Annotated in this window: 26 protein-coding genes; 12 read left to right on the top strand and 14 right to left on the bottom strand. The window is 60.3% G+C overall.

Annotated features, from left to right (window positions below; translation table 11 throughout):
* The 7 genes from SYN9616_RS15605 to sufR form a co-directional block, all read right to left on the bottom strand.
* The coding region (locus SYN9616_RS15605) for a phospholipase D-like domain-containing protein (RefSeq protein WP_071991445.1) at positions 1 to 1122 on the bottom strand (1122 nt) is incomplete at its 3' end.
* Between the two features lie 178 nt (positions 1123 to 1300).
* Positions 1301 to 1501: a hypothetical protein gene (locus tag SYN9616_RS0109400; RefSeq protein ID WP_028952857.1), complete on the bottom strand. Its 201-nt coding sequence runs from the start codon at positions 1499 to 1501 to the stop codon at positions 1301 to 1303.
* Complete coding sequence (locus SYN9616_RS0109395) at positions 1492 to 2562, bottom strand: DUF4912 domain-containing protein (RefSeq protein WP_028952856.1); 1071 nt, start codon at positions 2560 to 2562, stop codon at positions 1492 to 1494. Before SYN9616_RS0109395 ends, SYN9616_RS0109400 begins: the two co-directional genes overlap by 10 nt.
* Positions 2563 to 2752: 190 nt before the next feature.
* Positions 2753 to 3511 (bottom strand): phycobilisome rod-core linker polypeptide, encoded by a 759-nt coding sequence (locus tag SYN9616_RS0109390; RefSeq protein WP_028952855.1) that lies wholly within the window; start codon positions 3509 to 3511, stop codon positions 2753 to 2755.
* Between the two features lie 107 nt (positions 3512 to 3618).
* Positions 3619 to 4215, bottom strand: a complete 597-nt coding sequence (locus SYN9616_RS0109385) for a phycobiliprotein lyase (RefSeq protein ID WP_028952854.1) — start codon at positions 4213 to 4215, stop codon at positions 3619 to 3621.
* 13 nt (positions 4216 to 4228) lie between these two features.
* Positions 4229 to 4624, bottom strand: coding sequence for a hypothetical protein (locus tag SYN9616_RS0109380; protein WP_232200270.1), 396 nt, complete (start codon positions 4622 to 4624; stop codon positions 4229 to 4231).
* Entirely contained in the window at positions 4590 to 5225 is a 636-nt protein-coding gene (gene sufR / locus SYN9616_RS0109375) for an iron-sulfur cluster biosynthesis transcriptional regulator SufR (RefSeq protein WP_028952852.1), read from the bottom strand. Before sufR ends, SYN9616_RS0109380 begins: the two co-directional genes overlap by 35 nt.
* Positions 5226 to 5394: 169 nt before the next feature.
* Here sufR and SYN9616_RS0109370 point away from each other — a divergent pair, with 169 nt between their 5' ends.
* Genes SYN9616_RS0109370 through SYN9616_RS0109350 form a run of 5 tightly spaced genes read left to right on the top strand, consistent with a single transcriptional unit; the run spans position 5395 to position 10497 of the window.
* Positions 5395 to 5751 carry a ferredoxin-thioredoxin reductase catalytic domain-containing protein gene (locus tag SYN9616_RS0109370; protein ID WP_028952851.1) on the top strand — a complete coding sequence of 119 codons (357 nt, stop codon included), beginning with the start codon at positions 5395 to 5397 and terminating at the stop codon, positions 5749 to 5751.
* Positions 5752 to 5756: 5 nt separating this feature from the next.
* Positions 5757 to 7196, top strand: coding sequence for a Fe-S cluster assembly protein SufB (gene sufB, locus SYN9616_RS0109365; protein ID WP_028952850.1), 1440 nt, complete (start codon positions 5757 to 5759; stop codon positions 7194 to 7196).
* A gap of 45 nt (positions 7197 to 7241) precedes the next feature.
* On the top strand, positions 7242 to 8030 hold the full coding sequence (gene sufC, locus SYN9616_RS0109360) for a Fe-S cluster assembly ATPase SufC (RefSeq protein WP_028952849.1): 789 nt from the start codon (positions 7242 to 7244) through the stop codon (positions 8028 to 8030).
* 2 nt (positions 8031 to 8032) lie between these two features.
* Positions 8033 to 9214, top strand: a complete 1182-nt coding sequence (gene sufD / locus SYN9616_RS0109355; RefSeq protein ID WP_028952848.1) for a Fe-S cluster assembly protein SufD — start codon at positions 8033 to 8035, stop codon at positions 9212 to 9214.
* A complete protein-coding gene (locus SYN9616_RS0109350; RefSeq protein WP_028952847.1) occupies positions 9211 to 10497 on the top strand; it encodes a SufS family cysteine desulfurase in 1287 nt (428 codons plus the stop codon). The genes sufD and SYN9616_RS0109350 overlap by 4 nt, the downstream gene beginning before the upstream one ends.
* Before the next feature lie 32 nt (positions 10498 to 10529).
* Here SYN9616_RS0109350 and SYN9616_RS0109345 read toward each other — a convergent pair whose 3' ends face one another.
* Together SYN9616_RS0109345 and SYN9616_RS0109340 are read right to left on the bottom strand one after the other, a co-directional pair.
* Positions 10530 to 10877, bottom strand: coding sequence for an MscL family protein (locus tag SYN9616_RS0109345; protein ID WP_037990898.1), 348 nt, complete (start codon positions 10875 to 10877; stop codon positions 10530 to 10532).
* A 63-nt stretch (positions 10878 to 10940) separates the two neighbouring features.
* Positions 10941 to 12836 carry a prolyl oligopeptidase family serine peptidase gene (locus SYN9616_RS0109340; protein WP_028952845.1) on the bottom strand — a complete coding sequence of 632 codons (1896 nt, stop codon included), beginning with the start codon at positions 12834 to 12836 and terminating at the stop codon, positions 10941 to 10943.
* A gap of 62 nt (positions 12837 to 12898) precedes the next feature.
* Between SYN9616_RS0109340 and def the strand changes: the two genes are divergently transcribed.
* The 3 genes from def to SYN9616_RS0109325 are packed head-to-tail and all read left to right on the top strand — an operon-like array spanning position 12899 to position 14329.
* Entirely contained in the window at positions 12899 to 13504 is a 606-nt protein-coding gene (gene def / locus SYN9616_RS0109335; RefSeq protein WP_028952844.1) for a peptide deformylase, read from the top strand.
* A 9-nt stretch (positions 13505 to 13513) separates the two neighbouring features.
* Positions 13514 to 13711: a hypothetical protein gene (locus SYN9616_RS0109330; RefSeq protein ID WP_028952843.1), complete on the top strand. Its 198-nt coding sequence runs from the start codon at positions 13514 to 13516 to the stop codon at positions 13709 to 13711.
* Between the two features lie 51 nt (positions 13712 to 13762).
* Positions 13763 to 14329, top strand: coding sequence for a DUF3747 domain-containing protein (locus SYN9616_RS0109325; RefSeq protein WP_037990895.1), 567 nt, complete (start codon positions 13763 to 13765; stop codon positions 14327 to 14329).
* 10 nt (positions 14330 to 14339) lie between these two features.
* Here the strand turns inward: SYN9616_RS0109325 and SYN9616_RS0109320 are convergent, their stop codons facing one another.
* Positions 14340 to 15881: a YifB family Mg chelatase-like AAA ATPase gene (locus SYN9616_RS0109320; protein ID WP_028952841.1), complete on the bottom strand. Its 1542-nt coding sequence runs from the start codon at positions 15879 to 15881 to the stop codon at positions 14340 to 14342.
* Positions 15882 to 15957: 76 nt separating this feature from the next.
* On the opposite strand from SYN9616_RS0109320, the gene SYN9616_RS0109315 reads away from it, so the two are divergent.
* From SYN9616_RS0109315 to SYN9616_RS0109305, 3 genes are read left to right on the top strand one after another with little or no spacing between them, the layout of a single operon-like run.
* Positions 15958 to 16299 (top strand): histidine triad nucleotide-binding protein, encoded by a 342-nt coding sequence (locus SYN9616_RS0109315; RefSeq protein ID WP_028952840.1) that lies wholly within the window; start codon positions 15958 to 15960, stop codon positions 16297 to 16299.
* A 57-nt stretch (positions 16300 to 16356) separates the two neighbouring features.
* Positions 16357 to 18645 carry an ABC transporter ATP-binding protein/permease gene (locus SYN9616_RS0109310; RefSeq protein ID WP_028952839.1) on the top strand — a complete coding sequence of 763 codons (2289 nt, stop codon included), beginning with the start codon at positions 16357 to 16359 and terminating at the stop codon, positions 18643 to 18645.
* 9 nt (positions 18646 to 18654) lie between these two features.
* The gene (locus tag SYN9616_RS0109305; protein WP_028952838.1) at positions 18655 to 18864 is read left to right on the top strand and encodes a chlorophyll a/b-binding protein; all 210 of its coding nucleotides are present in this window, start codon (positions 18655 to 18657) and stop codon (positions 18862 to 18864) included.
* Here SYN9616_RS0109305 and SYN9616_RS0109300 read toward each other — a convergent pair whose 3' ends face one another.
* The 4 genes from SYN9616_RS0109300 to psbX are packed head-to-tail and all read right to left on the bottom strand — an operon-like array spanning position 18865 to position 20990.
* On the bottom strand, positions 18865 to 19338 hold the full coding sequence (locus SYN9616_RS0109300) for a hypothetical protein (protein ID WP_028952837.1): 474 nt from the start codon (positions 19336 to 19338) through the stop codon (positions 18865 to 18867).
* Entirely contained in the window at positions 19335 to 19832 is a 498-nt protein-coding gene (locus tag SYN9616_RS0109295) for a hypothetical protein (protein WP_028952836.1), read from the bottom strand. Before SYN9616_RS0109295 ends, SYN9616_RS0109300 begins: the two co-directional genes overlap by 4 nt.
* 38 nt (positions 19833 to 19870) lie before the next feature.
* Positions 19871 to 20818 (bottom strand): Ycf66 family protein, encoded by a 948-nt coding sequence (locus SYN9616_RS0109290; RefSeq protein ID WP_028952835.1) that lies wholly within the window; start codon positions 20816 to 20818, stop codon positions 19871 to 19873.
* Between the two features lie 49 nt (positions 20819 to 20867).
* Positions 20868 to 20990 carry a photosystem II reaction center X protein gene (psbX, locus tag SYN9616_RS0109285; protein WP_028952834.1) on the bottom strand — a complete coding sequence of 41 codons (123 nt, stop codon included), beginning with the start codon at positions 20988 to 20990 and terminating at the stop codon, positions 20868 to 20870.
* 88 nt (positions 20991 to 21078) lie between these two features.
* Here psbX and SYN9616_RS0109280 point away from each other — a divergent pair, with 88 nt between their 5' ends.
* Entirely contained in the window at positions 21079 to 21402 is a 324-nt protein-coding gene (locus SYN9616_RS0109280; RefSeq protein WP_037990885.1) for a YggT family protein, read from the top strand.
* Positions 21403 to 21406: the final 4 nt, after the last annotated feature.

Here is a 21406-nt window from a genome sequence, read left to right as displayed (position 1 = left end):
GTTGGTGTGTGAGGCAGCGGGTGACCAGTTGAAGCTGCCTGTGATCACAGTTTTGTTGTCGATCACCGCAAACTTGTGGTGGAGCTTGTCGCCGCGGGCGAGGCGAGGGGTGCCGACACCTTTGAGTGCCTGTTCAAATGGCTGATTGTTGCGTTCGATTTTGCAGTTCCGATCCGGCAGCGCGACCCCCAAGAGATCCAGAACTTCTGAGAACGGTCTGCTGGCGAATCCGGGATCGGCCACGAGCCTCACATCAACACCTGCCTCCACTCTTCCTTGCAGTACTGAGGTGAGCTGTTGAGCTGAGAAGACAAACAAGGCCATATCAATGCTTCGTTGTGCTGAGGCGAGTTGTTCACCCAGCCACGTGAGGCTGTGGACCGGCTCGCGTTTTCGATGCGGCGCGAACAACACGTCAATTCGAGTCTTCCCCACCATCACCGTCTTGACCCCACCGCTCTCCTTGGCAAGTCCGAACAGGCTGTCCTGTTTGCCTCCAGGGCCATCACCCCACATACGCTGGAATTCCTCGCGAAAGAGATCAGCGAGCTCTGGACTGCGGATGCTGAGGAAATGATTGACGTTGCCGCGGCTGCTCGCGGCTCCAGCGTCTCCGTGGATTCCGGAGCTGGTGGCATTGGCACTGCCCGTGATCACCTGCGTTCCATCGAGCACCATGAATTTGTGGTGCATCAGGCCACTGCCTCGGCTGCCGTCTTCCGTGTCGTCGATCAAGGGGATCCCGGCGTTCAGCAGCAGCGCTACGGCATCGGCATCGGCAGCCTCCGCTGGGGTGGTGACGCCGTCTTGATTGCGATCGGCCAATTGATTGAACTGTTGCCATTGCCGCCGTTGATATTTGGGCAGATGGACAGCCAGTTGGCGGCTCCAGGGGGTGCTGTAGGTGTTTTCCAGAATCACGTGGACCTTGAGCCCGCGTTGTTGAGCAGCGATCAAGGCCTTGGCGATACGAGGCAGCGTCAGCTGTTGGATGGCCACCAGGATTTCGCTCTCTGCCGCGTCAATCGCATCCACCAGGGTCTGTTCGAGGTCGTCGCCGTTGCGCCATATCCCGGTGAGCGGGCTGCGGTAGCGACGTCCATCGCTGTGGTTGAACAACACCTCAATGCCTTCTGGCAGGGCTAATTCAGTCGGCGCTGCCCCAACGATTTGGCCCGTTTGGCTGCAAGAGCAGCAGACCCACAGAAGCGGGATCAGCAGGGAAGGACGGGACAGGGATTCAGCAGATCGATGTTGTTGGAGTGTTCCCCATCAACACTCGCACTGATCCATAGATCGCTCAGTGAGGCATTTCAGAGGTTTTGAGCATGGCAATGAACCAGATGGCGCTCAACACCAATGCAAGGGCAACACCGGCGCCGATGCTGATCCTTGCCATCACGAGAGGAACTGCAATGGGAAAGACCATCGCCCCTGCAAGAGGGGTGATGGCGACGAACCAGCGCAAGGCCTGATTGGATTCAGACGTCTTCAGAACCACTCAGCTTTTGCTTCGCTGGCCGGATTGCTGTTGTCTTCAGGGGTCTGGCGCTGGAAGTTGAGAGTGATGTTGCGTTTCTGTTCACCATCGGCAGCGGTGGCCTCGACGGCATACACCTGATCTCCATCGCGGAAGGGAACCTGAATCCGGAAGGTGCCATCGGTGGAGAGGGGCACATCTTCGCCACCGATGGTGAGACGGGCCGATGGATCAGTGGCGCCGTACACAATCAGCTCAGCATCGGCAACAAGCCAGAAAGATCGTTGACGTGGCGTCACGCCTCCCAGGCCGGACTCGTTGCGTCCGCTTGCCCAGAGACCGATTCCTGAATCACTCAGGCCACTGCGATCGCCGCTGTCGATGCCTTCCTGGAATTCCTCGGAACCAACCCTGCGGCTGCGGAAGTGAACGGTGGCGCTTTGGTAGAGGCGCTCGTGCAAGCCACTGTCGCTGGGCTCGGCAGGAGTCACGGGAGCTGGAGCGGATGCAGGAGCTGCCGATTCCAGGCTGAAGGGCACGAATTGGTCGAGGATCTGCTCGCTCGGGTGGAGAGCAGGGACGCGGGCCACGGAGGAGAAGGCCAGGGACATCCAGGCATTGTTGATCCGATATCCCAGCTCGACGCGGTAATCGCGGTCGCAAAGAGGAACAGGCAGATACCACTCAGTGCTGTGGCTGTCGACAGGGACTTCCTGCAAGGTGTGGGGGTGGGCACTGCCGTCGTGAATGCCGGTGACGTCGGCAAGTCGCAGGCACAGCCGGCTTGCACCTTCCTTCTGGGCACGCTTCCGATCGTCGTCGGAAATCTCCCAGAACACATAGGCCCACTGGGGATCGCGAGGCAGGAAAACAACCCGCGTTTCGGTGGATGAGATCGATGGGGCTGTCAGTTCGGCTTCGATGGCCTTGAGATCGCCACCACGCTTCTCCTGGCGTTGTGCAACCTCGTCAACGAGGGCTTCCTTGCTCTTGCGGCTGTAGAGGGGGACGCCCATGTCGCTGGCGATCTGCCGAAGTTGGCGCAGAGTTAGACGTGCCAGGGATGACAGGGTTTGGGACACGTCCAAAAACCTCAGAATTCATTTGGGATCATTTTGCGCTTAAAAATTCCTTTCTGAACGCTTAAGACCCTGAGGGTCAGGATCTACTGACTGCCGCGGGCTGCTCGTTCCCCGGGATCGCTTGTGCAGACAACAAAAAAGGCGGGGATTGCCCCCGCCTTTTTTGCGATCAGACGTGTTCCGTAACGCTTCAGCGGCCAATGCTGCGGTAGGGAACCCTCGCCATGTAATCCAGATCGGTGCTCGGGTTTCCACCCTGAGCCCGCCCGATGGAGACGTCCTTGACCCAATCCATGTAGTCGCTCGGTGCACCCCCTCTCTTGACTTTGGAACGAGCCGGAATCGATTTGGTCGGCCCGGTGAACACGATCTGAGGGAAGCCGAGAATCCCTCGGTAGTACTCGTCGTAACGGGGGGTGGTGATGTTGAAGGGTGTGTCGCCAAGGTCACGACCCGGGAGCACCCTGTTTCTCTGGAAGGGCACCCGGTCGTAACCGAAGGCATCCAGATACTCCTCGCTGTTCAGGAGCTCATCCACCATTCCTTCCACACCCTTGGTGGCGATCACGATCGACCAGGCGATCTCCTCTGACTTGCCGCCGGTCTTGCGACCCAGCAGGCGTTGCACAAGGTGGCGCACCACCTTGTAGTTGTTGTTGAGGTTGTAGAAGCTCCGCTTGAAAGTGTCGGACAGACACAGCCCCCGGATGAAGTCCCGGACGGTGATCTCGCCGTTGCGGAGCTGGGATTCCAGGTTCGCGTCCCGATCGGAGGCGAAGGCATGGAAATAGATCTGGCGGTAGGCGCTCTCGATCACCGTTTTGAGGTTGTCGCCGTCGATGGCGATGTCCCTGGAGTAGGAACGCTCGTCCTCCTCGCAGTTGGTACGCAATGCCGCAACCCGGGCGTTCTGGGTGATCGGTGCGTACTTGAGGAGGGGGATGGCCACGCGTGCGTCAACGTCCACTGCGACGGATCGTAGAAGCCGTCCGAGTCCCTCCTTCCATGGCGTCGGCAGCGATTACAAGCCGTAATACTCTTGCTGAGTACTTGTGCTTACCAGCCGAAGGGTGCCTGGCCTGGGGAGCGGCGCGATCGGTTCGGTGCAGATGGGACCACATCGTCCAGTTGGCGCGTTTCCATGCAGAAGGAGGCGTTGTTCGACAGCCCCTGCACCGTGCTGGTGCGCAGCCGCAGGTTCTCGCCGGCGAACCAGAAGCGCTCCAGCGAGCTCATCATTTCGTAATCGGTGGTGAGGATCAGACCGTTCTCGTCGTCCATGCGGAAGCGACCAGCGACGGGAGCCTTCTCGGCATAACCCCGATCACGCAGCAGCAGGCCGCTGCGGCCGCTTTCGTCGTCGGGGATCAGGCCGAACATGGTCTGGTCTTCATGGGATTCGCCGGCGCGGTCCCAGGCCATCGAGCCGCTCCAGCGCACCCAGCAGCCTCCGACGATGCGCTCGGCGGCTTCGTTGTTGCGGGAGGCGATCTCCGCCAACCGCGCATCCCCTTTAAGCAGCTCCTCCACCACGATGAATGAGGCACCGGCTTCGGCTCGACGATGCAGCAGATGGTGCTGGCTGCGTTGGGAGCGCCAGCGCCCGCAGCTGAGCTGAAAGAAACGGATGGCGTCCGGGATCTCAAGGGGCATCAGCGTCTCGGGATCAACCCTGAGTTTGGCAGCGGGCCTCCGCAGCCGTGATCAGGGCGTCGAGCGTCAGGGTCATCGGCGGGATCTGCAGGTTTTGGGCAATCGTCTCGAGTTGCAGAGCGGCAACGTCGAGCTGCTCGAGCAATCGATCCAGAAACTCGGGGTCTTCAGCGATCCGCGGCTGCTCCAGGCACCAGTGCCGGCGACTCGTTTCCCTGGGCAGGGATCCGTCCGATGGTTTTGGTTGCATGGTCTTGAAACAGGCCAGGCAATGGGCGAGCAGCCGCAGGTGATGGCGTTCCAGCTGAGGAAGCTGGGTGGCGTCAATGCGTTCGATCACCTCGCGGCTCAGGGGGCCCTCGGGCTCGGTCATCTCAACGGCCAGGGGTGATGCGGAAGCCACAGGCATGGCCTCCCTCAAGGCGCCAGTGAACCCTCTCCACCTCGCAGTCCGGAACCGTGTTGCGGATCAACAGCAGCTCCTGGTCGCAGACCGCTGGGAATTCTTCAGCGATTCGCTGCACGGAGCAATGCATTTCCTGCAGTTTCCAGCTGCCGTCGTCATCGAGGAGGCACTCCGTGACGTAGCCCTCGATGCGTCTGAGGTCCGCGAGCTTCTGAAGCCGCTGCGACAGGGGAGCATCCCCAAGCTGGTGGCGGTACTGGGCGGCCTTGTCGAGCGCCTGTTGATTCAGCAGGCTGGCCACCGTTTCCGGGGGCAGGGTGGCTCGCATGGAATCGAGCAGGCCAAGGGCGAAGTGTCCGCTGCCGTCAGGGAAGTGATCCCGCCCCTTCCGGGTGAGGTGCCAGCGGTTGCTTGGTCGGCCCGGACCCGTCGACATCGGGGTGGATTCCACCAGGTTCTCGTTCGCCAGGCTCCGCAGATGGCGACGCATCGCCTGCACGGAAATCCCCATGGTTTCGGCAAGCACAGACGCCTCCGACTCACCCCGGCGCAGCAGCAGAGTGAGAACGGTCTCGCGGTTGCTGGCCTGGGCCGGCGCTCTCATCGACTGGGTTCGCTGTCCCCACGATGGCATCGGAATGGCGTTCGCGATGGCTTTCGCAAAGGTTGTGCTCCAATTCATGGTCATCCCTGTGGCGGGATCACTGCGGTCGTGGCTGCTGACCTAGGCTTGAAGAAAGGAAACCCGAGGGTTTCGTAATTCCTTCCACCGCATGTCTGACGCCACGCCAGAGCCCAGCGCTGAAAGTCTTGAAGTGATCCGCAAGTTCGCTGAGACCTACGCGCAGCGGACCGGAACTTATTTCTGCACCGATCCCAGCGTTACGGCCGTTGTTCTGAAGGGACTGGCCCGACATAAGGACGAGCTTGGCGGAGCTCTGTGCCCCTGCCGTCATTACGAAGACAAAGAAGCAGAGGTTTCACAGGCGTTCTGGAATTGTCCCTGTGTGCCGATGCGGGAACGCAAGGAATGCCATTGCATGCTGTTTCTCACCGAGGACAACCCCTTCGCCAGTGAAGAGAAGGCCCAGACGATCAGCACTGAAACGATCCACGCCACAGCTGGCTGATCTGAATGACGAGCACCTCCACCCGCGATCTTGTCAGTCAGCCGTACAAATACGGTTTCGTCACTGAGATCGAGACTGACAAGATCGCCAAGGGGCTGAGTGAACAGGTTGTTCGCCTGATCTCCGAAAAGAAGCAGGAGCCTGCGTTTCTGCTCGACTTCAGGCTGAAGGCGTTCCGGCACTGGCTGACCCTGGAGGAGCCGGACTGGGCTGCCCTGGGTCATCCCCCGATCGACTACCAGGACATCGTTTATTACGCCGCTCCCAAGCAGCAGGACAAGAAAGACAGCCTGGATGAAGTTGATCCAAAGCTGCTTGAAACCTTCGACAAGCTGGGCATCCCACTCAGCGAACAGAAGCGGCTGAGCAACGTGGCTGTCGACGCTGTGTTCGACAGCGTTTCGATTGCCACTACATATAAGGAGAAGCTGGCGGAGCACGGCGTCGTGTTCTGTTCCTTCAGCGAAGCGGTGAAGGACCATCCCGAGTTGATCGAGCGCTACCTGGGCACGGTGGTCTCCAGTAACGACAACTACTTCGCTGCACTGAATTCAGCGGTGTTCAGTGATGGCTCCTTTGTGTTCATCCCCAAAGGTGTCGAGTGCCCGATGGAGCTCTCCACCTACTTCCGGATCAACTCCGGGGACACGGGCCAGTTCGAACGCACGCTCATCGTTGCTGAGGAAGGGGCCTCCGTGAGCTATCTGGAGGGATGCACCGCTCCGATGTTTGATACCAATCAGCTCCACGCCGCCGTGGTGGAGCTGGTGGCTCTCGATGATGCCTCAATCAAGTACTCGACCGTTCAGAACTGGTATGCCGGAGATGAAAACGGTGTTGGTGGCATCTACAACTTCGTCACCAAGCGCGGCCAGTGCCGCGGTGTGCGCAGCCGCATCAGCTGGACCCAGGTGGAGACCGGTTCAGCCATCACCTGGAAATACCCAAGCTGTGTTCTTCAAGGGGCCGATTCCGTTGGTGAGTTCTACTCCGTGGCCCTCACCAACAACTGCCAGCAGGCGGACACCGGAACCAAGATGGTGCATGTAGGCCCTCGCACGCGCTCCACGATCGTGAGCAAGGGCATCAGTGCCGGACGCTCAAGCAACAGCTACCGCGGGCTGGTGCAGATGGGCCCTGCTGCCAGAGGTGCACGCAACTACAGCCAGTGCGATTCGATGCTGATCGGAGATCAGGCCGCGGCGAACACCTACCCCTACATCCGTTCTCAGCAGCCTCAGGCGGCGATTGAACATGAAGCCAGCACCTGCCGGATCTCGGAGGATCAGCTGTTCTACCTGCAGAGTCGGGGCATCGGTTTTGAAGAGGCGGTGTCGATGATGGTGAGCGGTTTCTGCCGGGATGTGTTCAACCAGTTGCCCATGGAGTTCGCCGCCGAAGCTGACAAGCTGCTGGCCCTCAAGCTTGAGGGCTCCGTGGGCTGATCCCACCGCCTCGTTTGTTTCCTATTTGCTGTTCTCTCCTCCAACGTGATTCGCTCCGACGCCGAACTGCTTCTCGACATCACCGACCTGCAGGCGTCTGTGGATGATCAGCCGATCCTGAAGGGGGTGAATCTCCGCGTTCGAGCTGGCGAGGTACATGCGGTGATGGGTCGCAATGGCAGTGGCAAAAGCACCCTCTCCAAAGTTCTTGCTGGCCATCCCGCTTACAGAGTCACCGCCGGATCCGTGAGCTACCGCGGTCGTGATCTCTTTGAGCTTGAGCCCGAGGAGCGGGCCCGTTTGGGGGTGTTTCTCGGTTTTCAGTATCCGGTGGAGATTCCTGGCGTCAGCAACCTGGAATTCCTGCGGGTTGCCACCAATGCCCGACGCCAGAGCTGCGGCGAGGAGGAACTCGACACGTTTGATTTTGAGGATCACGTGCGGGAGAAACTCAACGTTGTTCAGATGGATCCCGCTTTCCTCGAACGCAGCTTGAACGAAGGCTTTTCCGGTGGCGAGAAGAAGCGCAATGAGATCCTCCAAATGGCCTTGCTGAAGCCGGTGGTAGCCATCCTTGATGAGACCGATTCCGGCCTTGATATCGATGCCCTCCGCATCGTGGCGGGGGGGGTCAATCAGCTGGCAACAGAGGAGAACGCAACGTTGTTGATCACGCACTACCAGCGGTTACTGGATGAGATCACACCTGATTACGTCCATGTGATGGCCGATGGGCGGATCCTGCGTACAGGTGGTCGCGAGCTGGCGCTGGAACTGGAGCAGACCGGCTACGACTGGGTTGATCGTGAACTTGCGGCGCAGGGAGCGTCTTGACCGTGGCGGGAAGTCTGCTGACACCGGTGCAACAGCGCGGTCGTGAAGCTCTTGAAAGGCTGGGCCTGCCCACGCGTCGAGAGGAGTCATGGCGACTGACGGATCTACGCCGGCTTCAGCGTTTTACTGATCTGCCCATTGCATCCGGTGCCGTTCATCCCGGTGAACTGCCGCCGGCAGCATCCGGTGTGCTGCGACTCGTGCTCGATGGTGTCGCTGATCCGCTCGCCGATGTCACGCTTCCATCAGGGTTGAGCGTGCTCGAACCGATCGAGCTTGAACAGGCTCTCGGACACACCCTGGATCGTTGCGGTTGTGCTGATGCTTGGCCGGTCGAGCTGAATCATGCGTCTTGCCATCAGGTGCTGGCTCTACGAGGACGTGGAGAACTGACCCCTCTGGAGCTGGTGATTTGCGGAGGAACTGGCTTGTCCACCACCCGGGTGCTGCTTCTGCTTGAGGAAAGTGCGCACCTGGATCTGTTTCAGGTGGTTCTGGGGACGGGTGCTTCAGCTCATAGCCATGTTCTCGAAGCGCATCTCGGTCAGGACGCGCGTCTGAACCATGGATGCCTCGCGACCGCCACCGGTGAATCCTCCCTGCTGGCCCATGTCGCTGTGGAGCAGGAGCCGCGGAGTCATTACGCTTTCACGTCCGTGGTGAAGGGCTGGTCATTCGGTCGGCTGGAACCCCGGGTCGTTCAGGTTGATGGTCAGGCCCGCACCGAACTGCGGGGGTTGGCTGTCAGCGCTGCTGAGCAGCAAATGGCTACCCACAGCGCCGTTCGTTTTGATGGGCCGGATGGGGAGTTGGATCAGCTGCAGAAATGCCTGGCCAGCGGTCGATCCCACGCCATTTTCAATGGGGCGATCCAGGTGCCACGCGATGCTCAGCGCACCAACGCCGCTCAGCTCAGCCGCAATCTGCTCCTCTCGGAGCGGGCACGGATCGATACCAAGCCTGAACTGGAGATCATTGCCGACGACGTGCGCTGCGCGCATGGAGCGACGGTCAGTCAGCTCCAGGATGATGAGCTCTTCTACTTGCGTAGCCGTGGCATCTCGGCTGATGCCGCTGCTTCTCTGCTGCTGAGGGGTGTGTGCCAGGAGGTGATTGATCAGCTGCCCGATGCGGCGCTGCCTTGGTCCCCGTTGCAGCGCGTCATGGAGGGAATGTCCCCATGACCACCTCAGAGGCATCAGTGGCACGTCCCAGTAACGATATTGAATCGACTGCGTATCGATATCGTTCAGATTTCCCGATCCTGGCGCAGCGATCGGCCGACGGTCGGCCGCTGATCTATCTCGATCACGCGGCCACCAGCCAGAAGCCCCGCCAGGTGTTGGACGCTCTCGAGCACTACTACTCCTGCGATAACGCCAACGTTCACCGCGGTGCCCATCAGCTCAGTGCCCGAGCCACCGAGGACTTCGAGGCCGCTCGCAGCACAGCGGCCAGCTTCATCGGAGCAGCCAGTGCGCGGGAGATCGTGTTCACCCGCAATGCCAGTGAGGCGATCAATCTCGTGGCTCGCAGTTGGGGCGACGCCAACCTCAAAGAGGGCGATGAGGTGCTGCTCACCGTGATGGAGCACCACAGCAATCTGGTGCCCTGGCAGCTGCTGGCTCAGCGCACTGGTTGCCGGCTCCGTCATGTCGGGCTCACCGATGACGGCCGTCTGGATCTCGAAGATTTTCGATCCAAGCTCAGCGACCGCACCCGCCTCGTGAGCCTGGTGCACGTCAGCAACACCCTCGGTTGCTGCAATCCGCTCGGGGATGTGATCCCCGCAGCCCACCAGGTTGGTGCCCTTGTGCTGGTGGATGCCTGCCAAAGCCTGGCCCATCAGCCCATCAACGTTTCGGATCTAGATGCCGACTTCCTGGTGGGTTCCTCGCACAAGCTCTGTGGTCCCACCGGCATGGGTTTCCTCTGGGCTCGTGAGGCGTTGCTCGAGGCGATGCCTCCGTTCCTTGGCGGCGGCGAAATGATTCAGGATGTGTTTCTGGAGAGCAGCTCCTGGGCGGATCTGCCCCATAAGTTCGAGGCCGGGACCCCCGCCATTGGTGAAGCCGTGGGCATGGGTGCTGCGCTGCGTTACCTGCAGGACATTGGTCTCAAGGACATTCAGTCCTGGGAGGCTGAACTCACCCGTCATCTGTTCGCCAGGCTGGAGGCGATCGATGGCGTAAGGATCCTTGGCCCCACGCCTGATCAACAACCGGAGCGCGGCGCTCTGGCCACCTTCCTGGTTGATGGCGTTCATGCCAATGACATCGCCGCTCTGATGGATGCGTCAGGCATCTGCATTCGCAGCGGGCACCACTGTTGCCAGCCTTTGCATCGCTTGTATGGCGTCACTGCATCAGCCCGGGCAAGCCTCAGTTTCATCACAACAATCGATGAAATCGACTGTTTCAGTGAGGAACTCGCTTCCACGGTCGATTTTCTCAAGGCTCACACCTGAGGGGCAACCCACAAGCGAGAGCCTGCTCTCAATCAGCCGTCTGCATTGGATTCGCTATTGGGTTTATGAGCTAGGTGTTCCAACTTTTTGATGGTTTTGACGATGAAAAACAATGCCCAGCCAACGATGAGAGAGTTCAAGGTGACGTCCATCAACTTGCCGACAGCGATCTCCCCTCCGAAATAGGGGATGCTCAGATCCTTCCAATCTCCCTGAGGCACCAATGGGTTGATCAGGGGCATTAGCAAATCGCCCGTGATGGTGTTCACGATCTGGTTGAACTGAACGGCGACCACACCGCCGATAGCAAAGTCCAGGGCATTCCCCTTGCTGAACAAGAATTGGGTGAATTCACGCAGCCAGCGTTGAAAGAACGACATCGCGTTGAGGCTCTAAATCGCGCAACGTCTGCAGTTTCAGCTGGGTTGGACCGTTGTCAACGATCAAAGTCCGAGATGGCGCCGGAAAAAGGTTTCCGTTTCTTCCAGCACCTGAATCTGGACGGCGCTGTCCCGGAATCCATGGCCTTCGTCTTCAAACAGGCGCACCTCCACGGCGATGCCGTTGTGACGCAGGGCTGATGCCATGCGTTCCGTTTGTGCAGGCGGGACCACGCGATCCTTCATTCCCTGGAAAAACAACACGGGACAGCGGATCTGGTCAGCGTGTTGCAGCGGTGAACGGGCCGCATAGGTCTCCTGTTCGTCAGGCCATGGCCCCACCAACTGATCGAGATACCGGGCCTCAAATCGATGGGTGTCCTCCGCCATGTCGGCGAGATCACAAACGGCGTAACGGCAGGCACCGGCGCGGAACACATCGGTGAAGCAGAGGCAGGCCAGGGTTGTGAAGCCGCCAGCGCTGCCCCCTTCAATGGCGATCTGCTCCGGATGGGCCCGCCCGGCGCGGATCAGAGCTTGGGCCGCAGCAGCACAGTCCGCCACATCCACAACGCCCCAGCCTCGGTTGAGTCGCTCCCGGTAGGCCCGGCCAAAACCGGTGGAGCCGCCGTAATTCACATCGACCACCCCCCAGCCGCGGGAGGTCCAGTACTGAATCGCAAGGCTCAGGCCGCGGCGGGCCATGGCGGTCGGTCCGCTGTGGCTTTTCACCAACAGTGGCGCCGCACCATCCACTGCCGCGCTGGGTGGGTAATACCAGGCATGGGTTGGCCGGCCGTCGTGACCGTCAAACCAGAGGGGTTCTCCCCGGCTGATCTCAGCCTCCTTGAGAACAGCCGTCACGGCGGCTGCATGGGTCCAGGCGCATTCGACCTGGCCCGTCAGGGTGAGTTCCAGGAGTCCTGCACCGGTGCAGCTGTTGCTGGCCACGGCCACGGCGCAACCGTTGTTCGCCCGCAGTCCGGCGAGATCATCAAAGGGTTGCTCCACTGATTCAACGCGGCCGTCCAGCCAGAGGCGCTTCAGCGACCAGGCCCCCTCGGCGCACACCGCTGCAAGAAGGGCTTCGCCATCCCAGGCCGTGGTGCTCATTCCATAGACCCACTGAGGCATGGCGGTTTCCGCTGCCAATGGCCAGGGGCGTCGCCATTCCTGACCCTGCCGCAGCATCAGATTCCACCAGCCACTGCTGTCCTCGGCGACGAGCAGCTGTCCATCAGGAAGCCACTGGGGCTGGAACACGGAGATCCCATCGCCGCCGGCGATGCAGCGGGGTGTCTGCAGCCCGCCATCGGGATCGATGTCAGCCAGCCAAAGCTGGCTGCTGTCCCATGGCATGGCCGGCTGCTGCCATTCCAGCCAGGCCAGCTGATCGCCATCAGGACTCAGGCAGGCGTAGCCAAGAAAATCAGCCGGCTGGTGCAGTTGTTCAGGGTCTTGCACAGGCTGGTCGAGATCGATGCGTATCAGCGCGTCGCGTCCATCGATTTCGCGGACGCCGATCCAGCAACGGCGCTTCAGGTCCAGCAATCCATCGGCGAAATCACTGTTGTCCGCGCGTGTCAGCTGCACGGGATCGCCCATGGCCGTTGGCGCTGCCAGCTCGTCGGTGGGCAGTTGCCATGCCTGCCTCCAGAGGTTGCCTCCACTGACCCAGGCCAGCGTCAGCCGGTCGTTGTCCAAGCCGGCGGCGAGGACGTTGCCGCCGTAATCGTGGACGCGGCTGCGCAGGTTGATTGGTGCGGGTGTGAGCTCGAATGCGGTGGAGCTGGCGGCTCCGAAGCGACGGATCAGGGCGGTGGTTCGCCCCCGTTCCTGGGGTCTCTGCTCCAGCCACAGCAGCCAGCAGTATCCATCGTGCCCAGGCAGCAGTCGCGGCTCCTTGAGGCCTGGCAAGCGCCCCACGGCCTGATCGACGGGCAGTGGCGACAACGGCATGGCCTCGGGGTATGGCGATCGATTCAAGCCGCTTAACATGCGGGACCGACGGAGGGTGATTCTTGGCTGGAAGCTTCGCTCACTTGGCCCGCGCGGCGGATAAATCCAGGGACACCATGTTGGTGCCGAAGGAGGGATTGGAGACTCCCCCACTGGAGATCCACACCCTCGGAGCCGAGGTGCTGCGTCAGCCCGCCCGCCGCATCGGCAAGGTGAATGAACAGGTGCGCGATCTGGCCAGGGACATGCTGCGCAGCATGTACACCGCAAAGGGGATTGGACTGGCGGCCCCTCAGGTGGGGGTGCACCAGCAGCTGCTCGTGATTGACCTTGATCTCGACAACCCCACAACACCGCCGCTGGTGTTGATCAACCCTGAGATCAGCTTAGCCAGTGCAGGACTCGATACCTATGAAGAGGGTTGTCTGAGCATCCCTGGGGTTTATCTCGATGTGGTGCGACCAACGGCGATTGAGCTCAGCTTCCGCGATGAGATGGGACGTCCCAGGAAGATGAAGGCGGACGGGCTGATGGCCCGCTGCATCCTGCATGAAATGGATCACCTCAATGGCGTGTTGTTTGTCGATCGTGTGACAGATGAGGCTGGCTTGCAGAAGGAGCTCAAGGAGCACGGCTTCCAGCGCCAGCATGTTCAGTCCGTTTCCTGAGCTGATTCAATGCCGATGAAACCCCTCGCCGGCGTGTTCCTGGCCCTGGCCTGTGTGCTCGGCATCGCCAGCACCGGTTGCGTCTTCGAACTGGCTTATGGAGATCCCGATCTGGGCGTGACCACCACGAGCTGGATTCTTGCGTTGGCGGTCCCAGGAACGGTTGGGACACTTCTTGTAGCGATTCGCCTCAACAAACCGGCCTGATCGAACGGGACGCCCAAGTCGATGACTTTTACGATCCGAAGAACTCTCCCAATGGATGTGTTGGCGCGTTTTCTTCCTGCAGCTGGACTCTCTTTGTTGAGCCTTGTCGCTGGAGTCCCGTCCTCCTTCGCTCAGGGCTCGTTGTTCAATGCGATTCCCGTTGATCAATCCAAATTCATCCTGGTGGCGGCGCCGATCGGAGCAGGCGAACGCTCCCAGCTCAACATCTATGAGCAGCGCAGTGAGAAGCGGCCCTGTTATTCCAGCGGCACCGGCAGCCCTGCTGTGGTGGACCCCCTTCTGTCGACCTTCGATTTCACAGGAATCTGCAATCGCTACATCGATGGGAACGGCTATTCCCTGCGGATTGGAGGCAACGATCTGGGGACCCGTTACCGGCTTGTAGTCGTTAAGACCACCAACGACATCGAGCTCTTGGCGACCCCAACCCGGGACCGATCCCAGAAGAGCTACCTGGTGGCTCGATCCGGTGGAAATGCCAGTGGCTTTCTCAAGCTGAACTTCGAACCGGGCTGGTCATTGATGCGCCGTGCCTACGGCAAGAAAGCTCTGGGCCACATTTATCTTTACCGCGATTCCACAGCGGAAGCGGAGTAAGGCGAACGGATCAGTAGGAACTGGCCGGGATCAAGAGATCTGAACAGCGAAAGAAACTGGCCTGTGCGATGGCTTCATCTGGCACCGTCTCCATCTGATCCAGATCGGCAATGGTGCGTGCCACCCGCAGTAACTGCAGACCACTGCGGGTTGAGAGTGAGCGTTTTTCAACGATGTGCTCCCAGAGGCGCAGGCTTTCAGGATGAAATCCACCGCCATCTCCAAGCTGTTTGGCGGACAGCTGCTTGTTGGAGCAGCCCTTTGGATTGCGTTTTCGCATGCGTTCCCGTGCTGATTCGATGCGGTTTGCGGAGATCCAGCGGGAACCGGAATTCGTCGCTGGTTCACTGGCGATCGTGGCGCGTATGCAGCGTGCTGTTGGCCGTTCGAGCCGCAGTTGCAGATCGATGCGATCCAGCAGGGGGCCTGACAGTCGCTGCCAGTAGCGCCGCCTTTGACTTTCAGTGCAACGACAGGCATGACGGCTGTCGCCATGCCACCCGCATGGACAGGGGTTGGTCGCAGCCACCAGGGTGATGGAGCAGGGAAAGGTGGCTCTGCGCCGTGCCGTGCTGAGCCGGATCTGACCCTCTTCCAAAGGCTGGCGGAGCTGGTCGAGAACGGACCTGGGGAATTCGGCCATCTCGTCCAGAAACAGAACTCCCGCGTGGGCCAGGCTCAGTTCACCGGGCATGGGATGGAGACCGCCTCCAAGCAGGGCGGCGGCGGTGCAGCGGTGGTGGGGTGCTCGAAAGGGGCGCTGCCGCTGCAGATCCGCTGGTTGCGACAACATCCCGGCCACTGAATGGATTTTGGTGACGGTCAGCGCTTCATTGCTCTCCAGGGGCGGCAGCAGTCGGGGCAGGGACTGGGCCAGCCTGGTTTTTCCGCAGCCCGGCGGGCCAACCAGCAGCAGGTGATGCCCCCCGGCGGCCGCGAGGGCCAGGGCCTGGCTTCCGGTTTCGCTGTCCGGTAAGTCAGGGCTGTTTCCGGATATGGCCTTTGCCGGCTGACTCGCCGGAGACACGGTGAGCCCTGGGCGCCGTTGCTGCAGCTCGTCCACCAGTTCGCGCAGCCCCTGGGCGGTTCTCACCGTGAGCGTTGGGATCAGGGCGGCTTCAATGGCGTTGTCCGGGGGCACCAGCAGAGCCTTGGCGCCTTTCCGAGCCGCCAGTTCGGCGATGGCGATCACGCCCCGGCATGGCCGCAGGCGGCCGTCCAGGCCCAGTTCCCCGGCACACCACAGTCCATCCAGCAGCGGAGCATCCAGCTGGCCACTCGCCACCAGCAGGGCCAGGGCGATCGGGAGATCGAAGGAGGGACCCTCCTTGCGTTCATCGGCTGGGGCCAGATTGATCACAACCCGAACCAACGGGCCCCGGAACCCACTGTTGCGAAGCGCTGAACGCACCCGTTCCCTCGATTCCTGGATCGCCTTGTCCGGCAGTCCCACCAGTTGAACTCCGGGCAGGCCCGGGGCCAGATCCACTTCGACCGTGACAGGACGGGCCTCGAGGCCCTGAAGGGATGCACTCAGACAACGTGCCAGCATCGGCAAGGACTAGGGAGAGGTATCAAATCCATGCCCTGCCTGTCCCAGCTTTTGGCAGTTCCTTCTCCCCCGATCCATGGCGGACGACACGATTTTCGGGAAAATTCTCCGTGGCGAGATTCCGTGTGATGAGGTCTACAGCGACGACCGTTGTCTGGCCTTTCGTGACATTGCTCCCCAGGCCCCTGTCCACGTGCTGGTGATCCCCCGCGAGCCGATCGAGAGCCTGCGTTCCGCCGCTGCGGAGCATGAAGCACTTCTGGGGCATCTGCTCTTAGTGGCAGCCAAGCTGGCGAAGCGGGAGGGACTTGAGGACTGGCGCGCGGTGGTCAACAGCGGCGCTGCTGCTGGGCAGACCGTTTTCCACCTGCATGTGCATGTCATTGGCGGTCGTCCCCTGACCTGGCCTCCAGGCTGATTGGGGACGTCCATGGCGGCGAGTAGTCGCCAGAATGACTTGCAGGAAGTTGAGTTTATGGCGTCCCTGCAGTCGTTTCGGGTTCAGCTGACGAGGTTGCGTCGCCTCTCCCAGCCCTATTTCCTGCCTTACAGCGACAGCAACGGCTGGCAGTTTGCTCTGCTTCTGTTGTCTCTGCTCTTCTGCGTTGCAGGGACGGTGCTTGGGCTGCTGTCCGGTTTGATGGCGCTTCTGGGGGTTGTTTGGCCGCAACTCACCTCGCAGTACCTGGGGGGTGTGCAGGGGGCGATCGCTTCGCTCTGGTCACTGCCGATCATCGACATCGTGTCGTGGGGACAGCTGTCTCTTGGGATTTATCCCGTTGCTCTGGTGATCTCCCTGATCTGTCAGGACCGCTTGCGGCGCGGCTTCTCAACCAAGGCTTGGCTCTGTTTCCCGTCGCTGATCATCAGCTGGGGCCTCACAGTGCAGTTCGCCATCTCGGGCCTGTTTGCCCTGGTGGGAGTTGTGGCTCCAGCCCTGGCTGCCAATCAGTTCGCGATGGTCATCGGACTCTCCCGGTTTTGGACCGTTCCGATCAGCACCCTCACGCCCTTTCTAAAAAGTTCTGGGCTTGGTCTGCTCTGTTGGGGGCAATTCATTCTCTTGCTGTTCGCATTGGGCGTCGGCTGTTTCATTGCCTATCGCTTGCGTCTGCGTCAGCGCCGTTGGCTGCCTTGGTTATTTCTCGGGCTGATCATCCTGATGCTGTTGAGTGTTAACGGTATCAATGCAGGAATTACCTTCATTGCTCGGGATCTCACCAATGCTCTGATTTCCAAGGATAGTGATGCGTCCTATCGCAACCTCTGGGTGTATGGCATCTGCTTTGCGGTCGCCCTGCCGATTCGCAGCTTTCAGTTTTATTTCACCCAGAAATTGGGACTGTTTTGGCGCGAGTGGTTATCGCTGAATCTGGTGGATGACTACCTGCGGGACCGGGCATATTACGTCCTCAATCCCAATGATGAGCAGGCTACAAATGTTGATAATCCTGATCAGAGGATTTCTGAAGATGTTAAAGATTTTACAGCGCAAGCTTTGCAATTTGCGATCAATATTTTTGATTCAATTTTAACTTTTTCTCTCAATATTCTTATACTTTATTCCGTTAGTGAAAGTTTAACCTCAGCTTTGCTTGTATACGCATCCGCCGTCTCGATTTTGATGATCGTGTCCGGTAGGAAGTTGGTGCGACTAAACAATTTCCAGCTCCGTTACGAGGCCGATTTTCGTTACGGATTGGTGCGGATCCGTGACAATGCCGAATCCATCGCTTTCTACGCAGGAGAGCAACAGGAGTCGAAAGAAGTTACGCGGCGACTCGCCACGGCGGTTGAAAACTTCAATCTGCTTATTGTCTGGGAGGTGCTTCTAAGGGTGCTGCAAAGATCCAGTATTTACGCCAGTAATTTCATCCCCTATCTAATTCTTGCGGCACCGATCCTCGCAGGTGAGATGGACTATGGCGGCTTCGCACAAGCCAATGTCGCTTACAACCTCGTTGAAAGCTCATTGTTTTTCATCGTTTACAACATCGAAGCACTGGCCCGCTTCTCCGCCTCGGTGAACAGGCTGGAGGGCTTTCAATCCAATGTGTCCAATCTGGATCCCGAGGAATGGAGTGACTTTGTCCCCAAGATTGTTCCTTCCGATCGATTGGCGTTGAAAGGTGTCACGGTCAAAACGCCTCGGACGGACAACGTCCTGGTGCGCGATCTGAGCTTTTCACTGGAACCATCGGAAGGACTTCTCGTCGTTGGACCATCCGGATGTGGCAAGACCTCTCTGCTCCGTGTGGTGAGTGGACTCTGGGGATCGCCCACGGGCACGGTGGAATCCCCTGGGCAGGGTGATCTGTTGTTCATCCCGCAAAAGCCGTACATGGCGCTTGGTTCCCTGCGGGAACAGCTCTGCTATCCCCTCGATCAGGCCCGCTTCAGCGACGACCAGCTGCGTGCTGTTCTCGATCAGGTGATGCTTGGCAAATTGATGCAGCGCTACCCCGATCTTGATATCAAGCAGGACTGGCCGCGGCTGCTGTCTCTTGGAGAGCAGCAACGGTTGGCCTTTGCCAGGCTGCTGCTGAATTCGCCCAAGGTTGTGGTGCTTGATGAGGCCACGAGTGCCTTGGATGTGGAAACGGAATCTCGCCTTTACGACCTTCTGCGCGATCGCGAGGTGTCGTTCATCAGTGTTGGACACAGGCCAACCCTGAAGTCGTTTCACGACACCGTGCTGGACCTGTCCGGCACGGGGGAATGGCGGCTGATCCCCGCCGCCAGCTATGACTTCGGACGTCCCTGAATCCCTCGGATGACCAACAGCCCTTCTGAGTCCCCGAGCGATCCCACGAAAGCGGAAACGACGACATCAGCCACCACGACGGATGTCCCCGCCTTCGGCTGGAGCGCCTACGCGGAGCGGGTGAATGGCCGCTTCGCAATGTTGGGATTTGCGGCGGTGCTCCTGATCGAGGCCCTCAGCGGTGACAGTTTTCTTCATTGGGCCGGGTTGGTTCGCTGATCAGGGCAGTCGGATCAGGTCCACCTGCCAGCGGCCGTCGCGGCTGATCTGTACGGCGAGCCGTTTCCCCTGAGCATCAAGACTGACGGCTCGCGGGACGCCGGCTGGTTCGATGGGAATTCTCTGAACAGCGGCCTGACTCCGCCGGTACAGCAACAATTCGGTGCGGCCCTGTCGTTGCTCGACAACTGCCAGCCTCTCCCCATCGGCACTGACGGAGACATCGATCGGTTGGCCATCAGCCCGGTTCAACCCTGGAAGCGGAACGGGTTTGCGATTGCGCAGATCGATCAGCTCAATGCGCTCCCGTCCGCCGCGTTGCGTGAGGCTCGCCAGCCAACGCTGGCCAAGGGCTGGGTCCCGGCGGCTGCCGGCCTGACGAAGCAGGCCATTGAGATCGCTGCGTGGCTGCGGACGCGGATCGCTGCAACCGATGATGAGCAGCAGGAGAAGCGCAGCCCAAGGCCCCCTCATGGCGACGGATTGGTGGTGGGTGTCGTCGTCCTGGCGCCCCCTGGACGATCCGCTTCCAGCATGGGACTGAGGTCCAGCAGCTCCACCCGCCATTGCCCCTGATCCGCCACCTGCAGCGCCAGCTGGCTGCCATCGGGAGCAAGGCTGAGCTTCACGGGATCTCTCCCGCCGGGGAGTGGCAAAGGATGGAGTCGACCGGTGAGACGATCTGCCACGACGGCCAGCCGGCGCTGTCCCCTCTGGGTGATCAGGGCCAGGTACCGCCCGTTCCAGCTCAGGGAGGGTGAACTGTGGGGCTGGTGACGATTGAGCTGGGACAGGGGCAGGATGCGGCCGTCCTGGAGATTTCTCAGCTGAACACTTGGGCGCCCGCGCCGTTCAGTGATCACGGCCAGCAGGCGTCCATCTCCACTGATCGCAGGGTCCTGCTGGCTGCGATCCGGCAATGAACCAGCGGTCCGTTCGCTGCGCCCGGCGCAGCCGCTGATCGTCAGCACGATCAACGAGAGCAGTAGGGGACCGGTAAGGCGTTTCAGTCGTCGAAGCGGGAGCTGTTGTCCCTCGGGCTGTTGTCCCTTGGTCGGGAACTCCGCGGCGTTGGCCGGCTGCCAGCAGCGGAACTCACGGAAGGCCCTTCGCCTGGCGTGGTCTGACGTGGCCTTGAACTTTGTCTTGGACTGAAGGCGGCATCTTCGGCGGCCGGCTTCACAGGGGCGCCGCGGGGTGTGTCGCGAGGCTCTCGATCAAGGCTGTTGGCTCGATCAGGTCTCTTGGCTCGATCAGGGCTGTTGGCTCGATCAGGGCTGCTGGTTCGACCACTCGGCCGACTCCCACGTTTTTGCACATCGCGTTGGTTGCGACGGTCGCCAAAGTCCGGGCGTCGATCACTGGTTTCCTCGCCTGCACGGAACCGCGCTAGACGGCGGCTGCGTTCGTCATCCCGGTCCCAGTCGCCTTGTGCGTCATCTCGGTCGCGCGGCCGGCGGCTGGCGGCCTGCTCTGGAATCGCTGCACGGCTGACGCGTCTGGGACGGTAGAAGTCTTCTTCCGTTCGCTCTTCAGGTTCCTCATCCCTGCCGTTGAAGCGTCGACGCAGAGGCTGAGGTTCGTCGAAGCGCTCATAGGACTCGTCCCATCCACCGCTTAGTCCTCCCGCCGGGCTGCGTGAGGGTGCCGGCTCATCATCGAAATAGGCCGAACGTCTGGCCTGCTCCGTTGCAACACCGCGGAGTCGAACACTCTCGTAGGCGAAGAACACGGTTGTTCCAGCCAGCAGAAATTGTCCGAACTGAAGGATTGGGTCGAGCCGCCATCCCTGGAAGATCAGAATTCCACCGCAAAGCAAGCCGATCGCCGCGAAGAAAACGTCGTAATCCCTTGCTAGTGCTGGCTTAAACGACCTCATGAAGTAGAGCAAAGCTCCACCAACGGCCAGCACGATTCCCACGATGCTGGCCCAGTTGAGACTGGCGTTAACCAAGGATCCGCCCCTTCGTGGTCCTCAGTTTACGAGGGACGCCAGTGAAGATTCAGAGTTTGCGATCGAGACGGTCTGTCTGGCTGACGAGGATCAGGCCGATCGTGACAGGCACCACCACAATCACGCCTCCCCAGATCAGGCTGCTCAGAAAATTGGACAGAGAGGGGGTCATGGCGCTGAGGTGTTCTGCGGTTGTACCGCGTTGATCTTAAGGAGAAGGACCCGCTTTCTACGATGCGACGTCCATTGCGTTGATCTTTGTGACGCCACTGCTCCTTCAGCTCCTTCCAGCGATTCACCTGGGACTCGGGTTGCTGCTGGCGTTTTGGACTGTGGCCTTTCTCCTGCGGATCGTTCTCACCTGGTATCCACAGGTCGATCTCAGCAAGGGAGCCTGGCCCCTGATCGCCTGGCCCACCGAGGCCGTGCTGTCTTTCACCAGGCGACTGGTGGCACCCATCGGCGGAGTGGATGTCACTCCTGTGATCTGGGTTGGCTTGGTCAGCCTGATTCGAGAACTGCTTGTGGGCCAGCAAGGCCTGCTCTCTCAGATCCTGCTTCGCTCACAACTGGCAGCTGGCTGAAGCA

The organism is Synechococcus sp. CC9616, assembly GCF_000515235.1.
GTDB lineage: Bacteria > Cyanobacteriota > Cyanobacteriia > PCC-6307 > Cyanobiaceae > Parasynechococcus.
The sequence above is the reverse complement of the archived record's forward strand: the minus strand, read 5'-3'. Positions and strand labels throughout refer to the sequence as shown.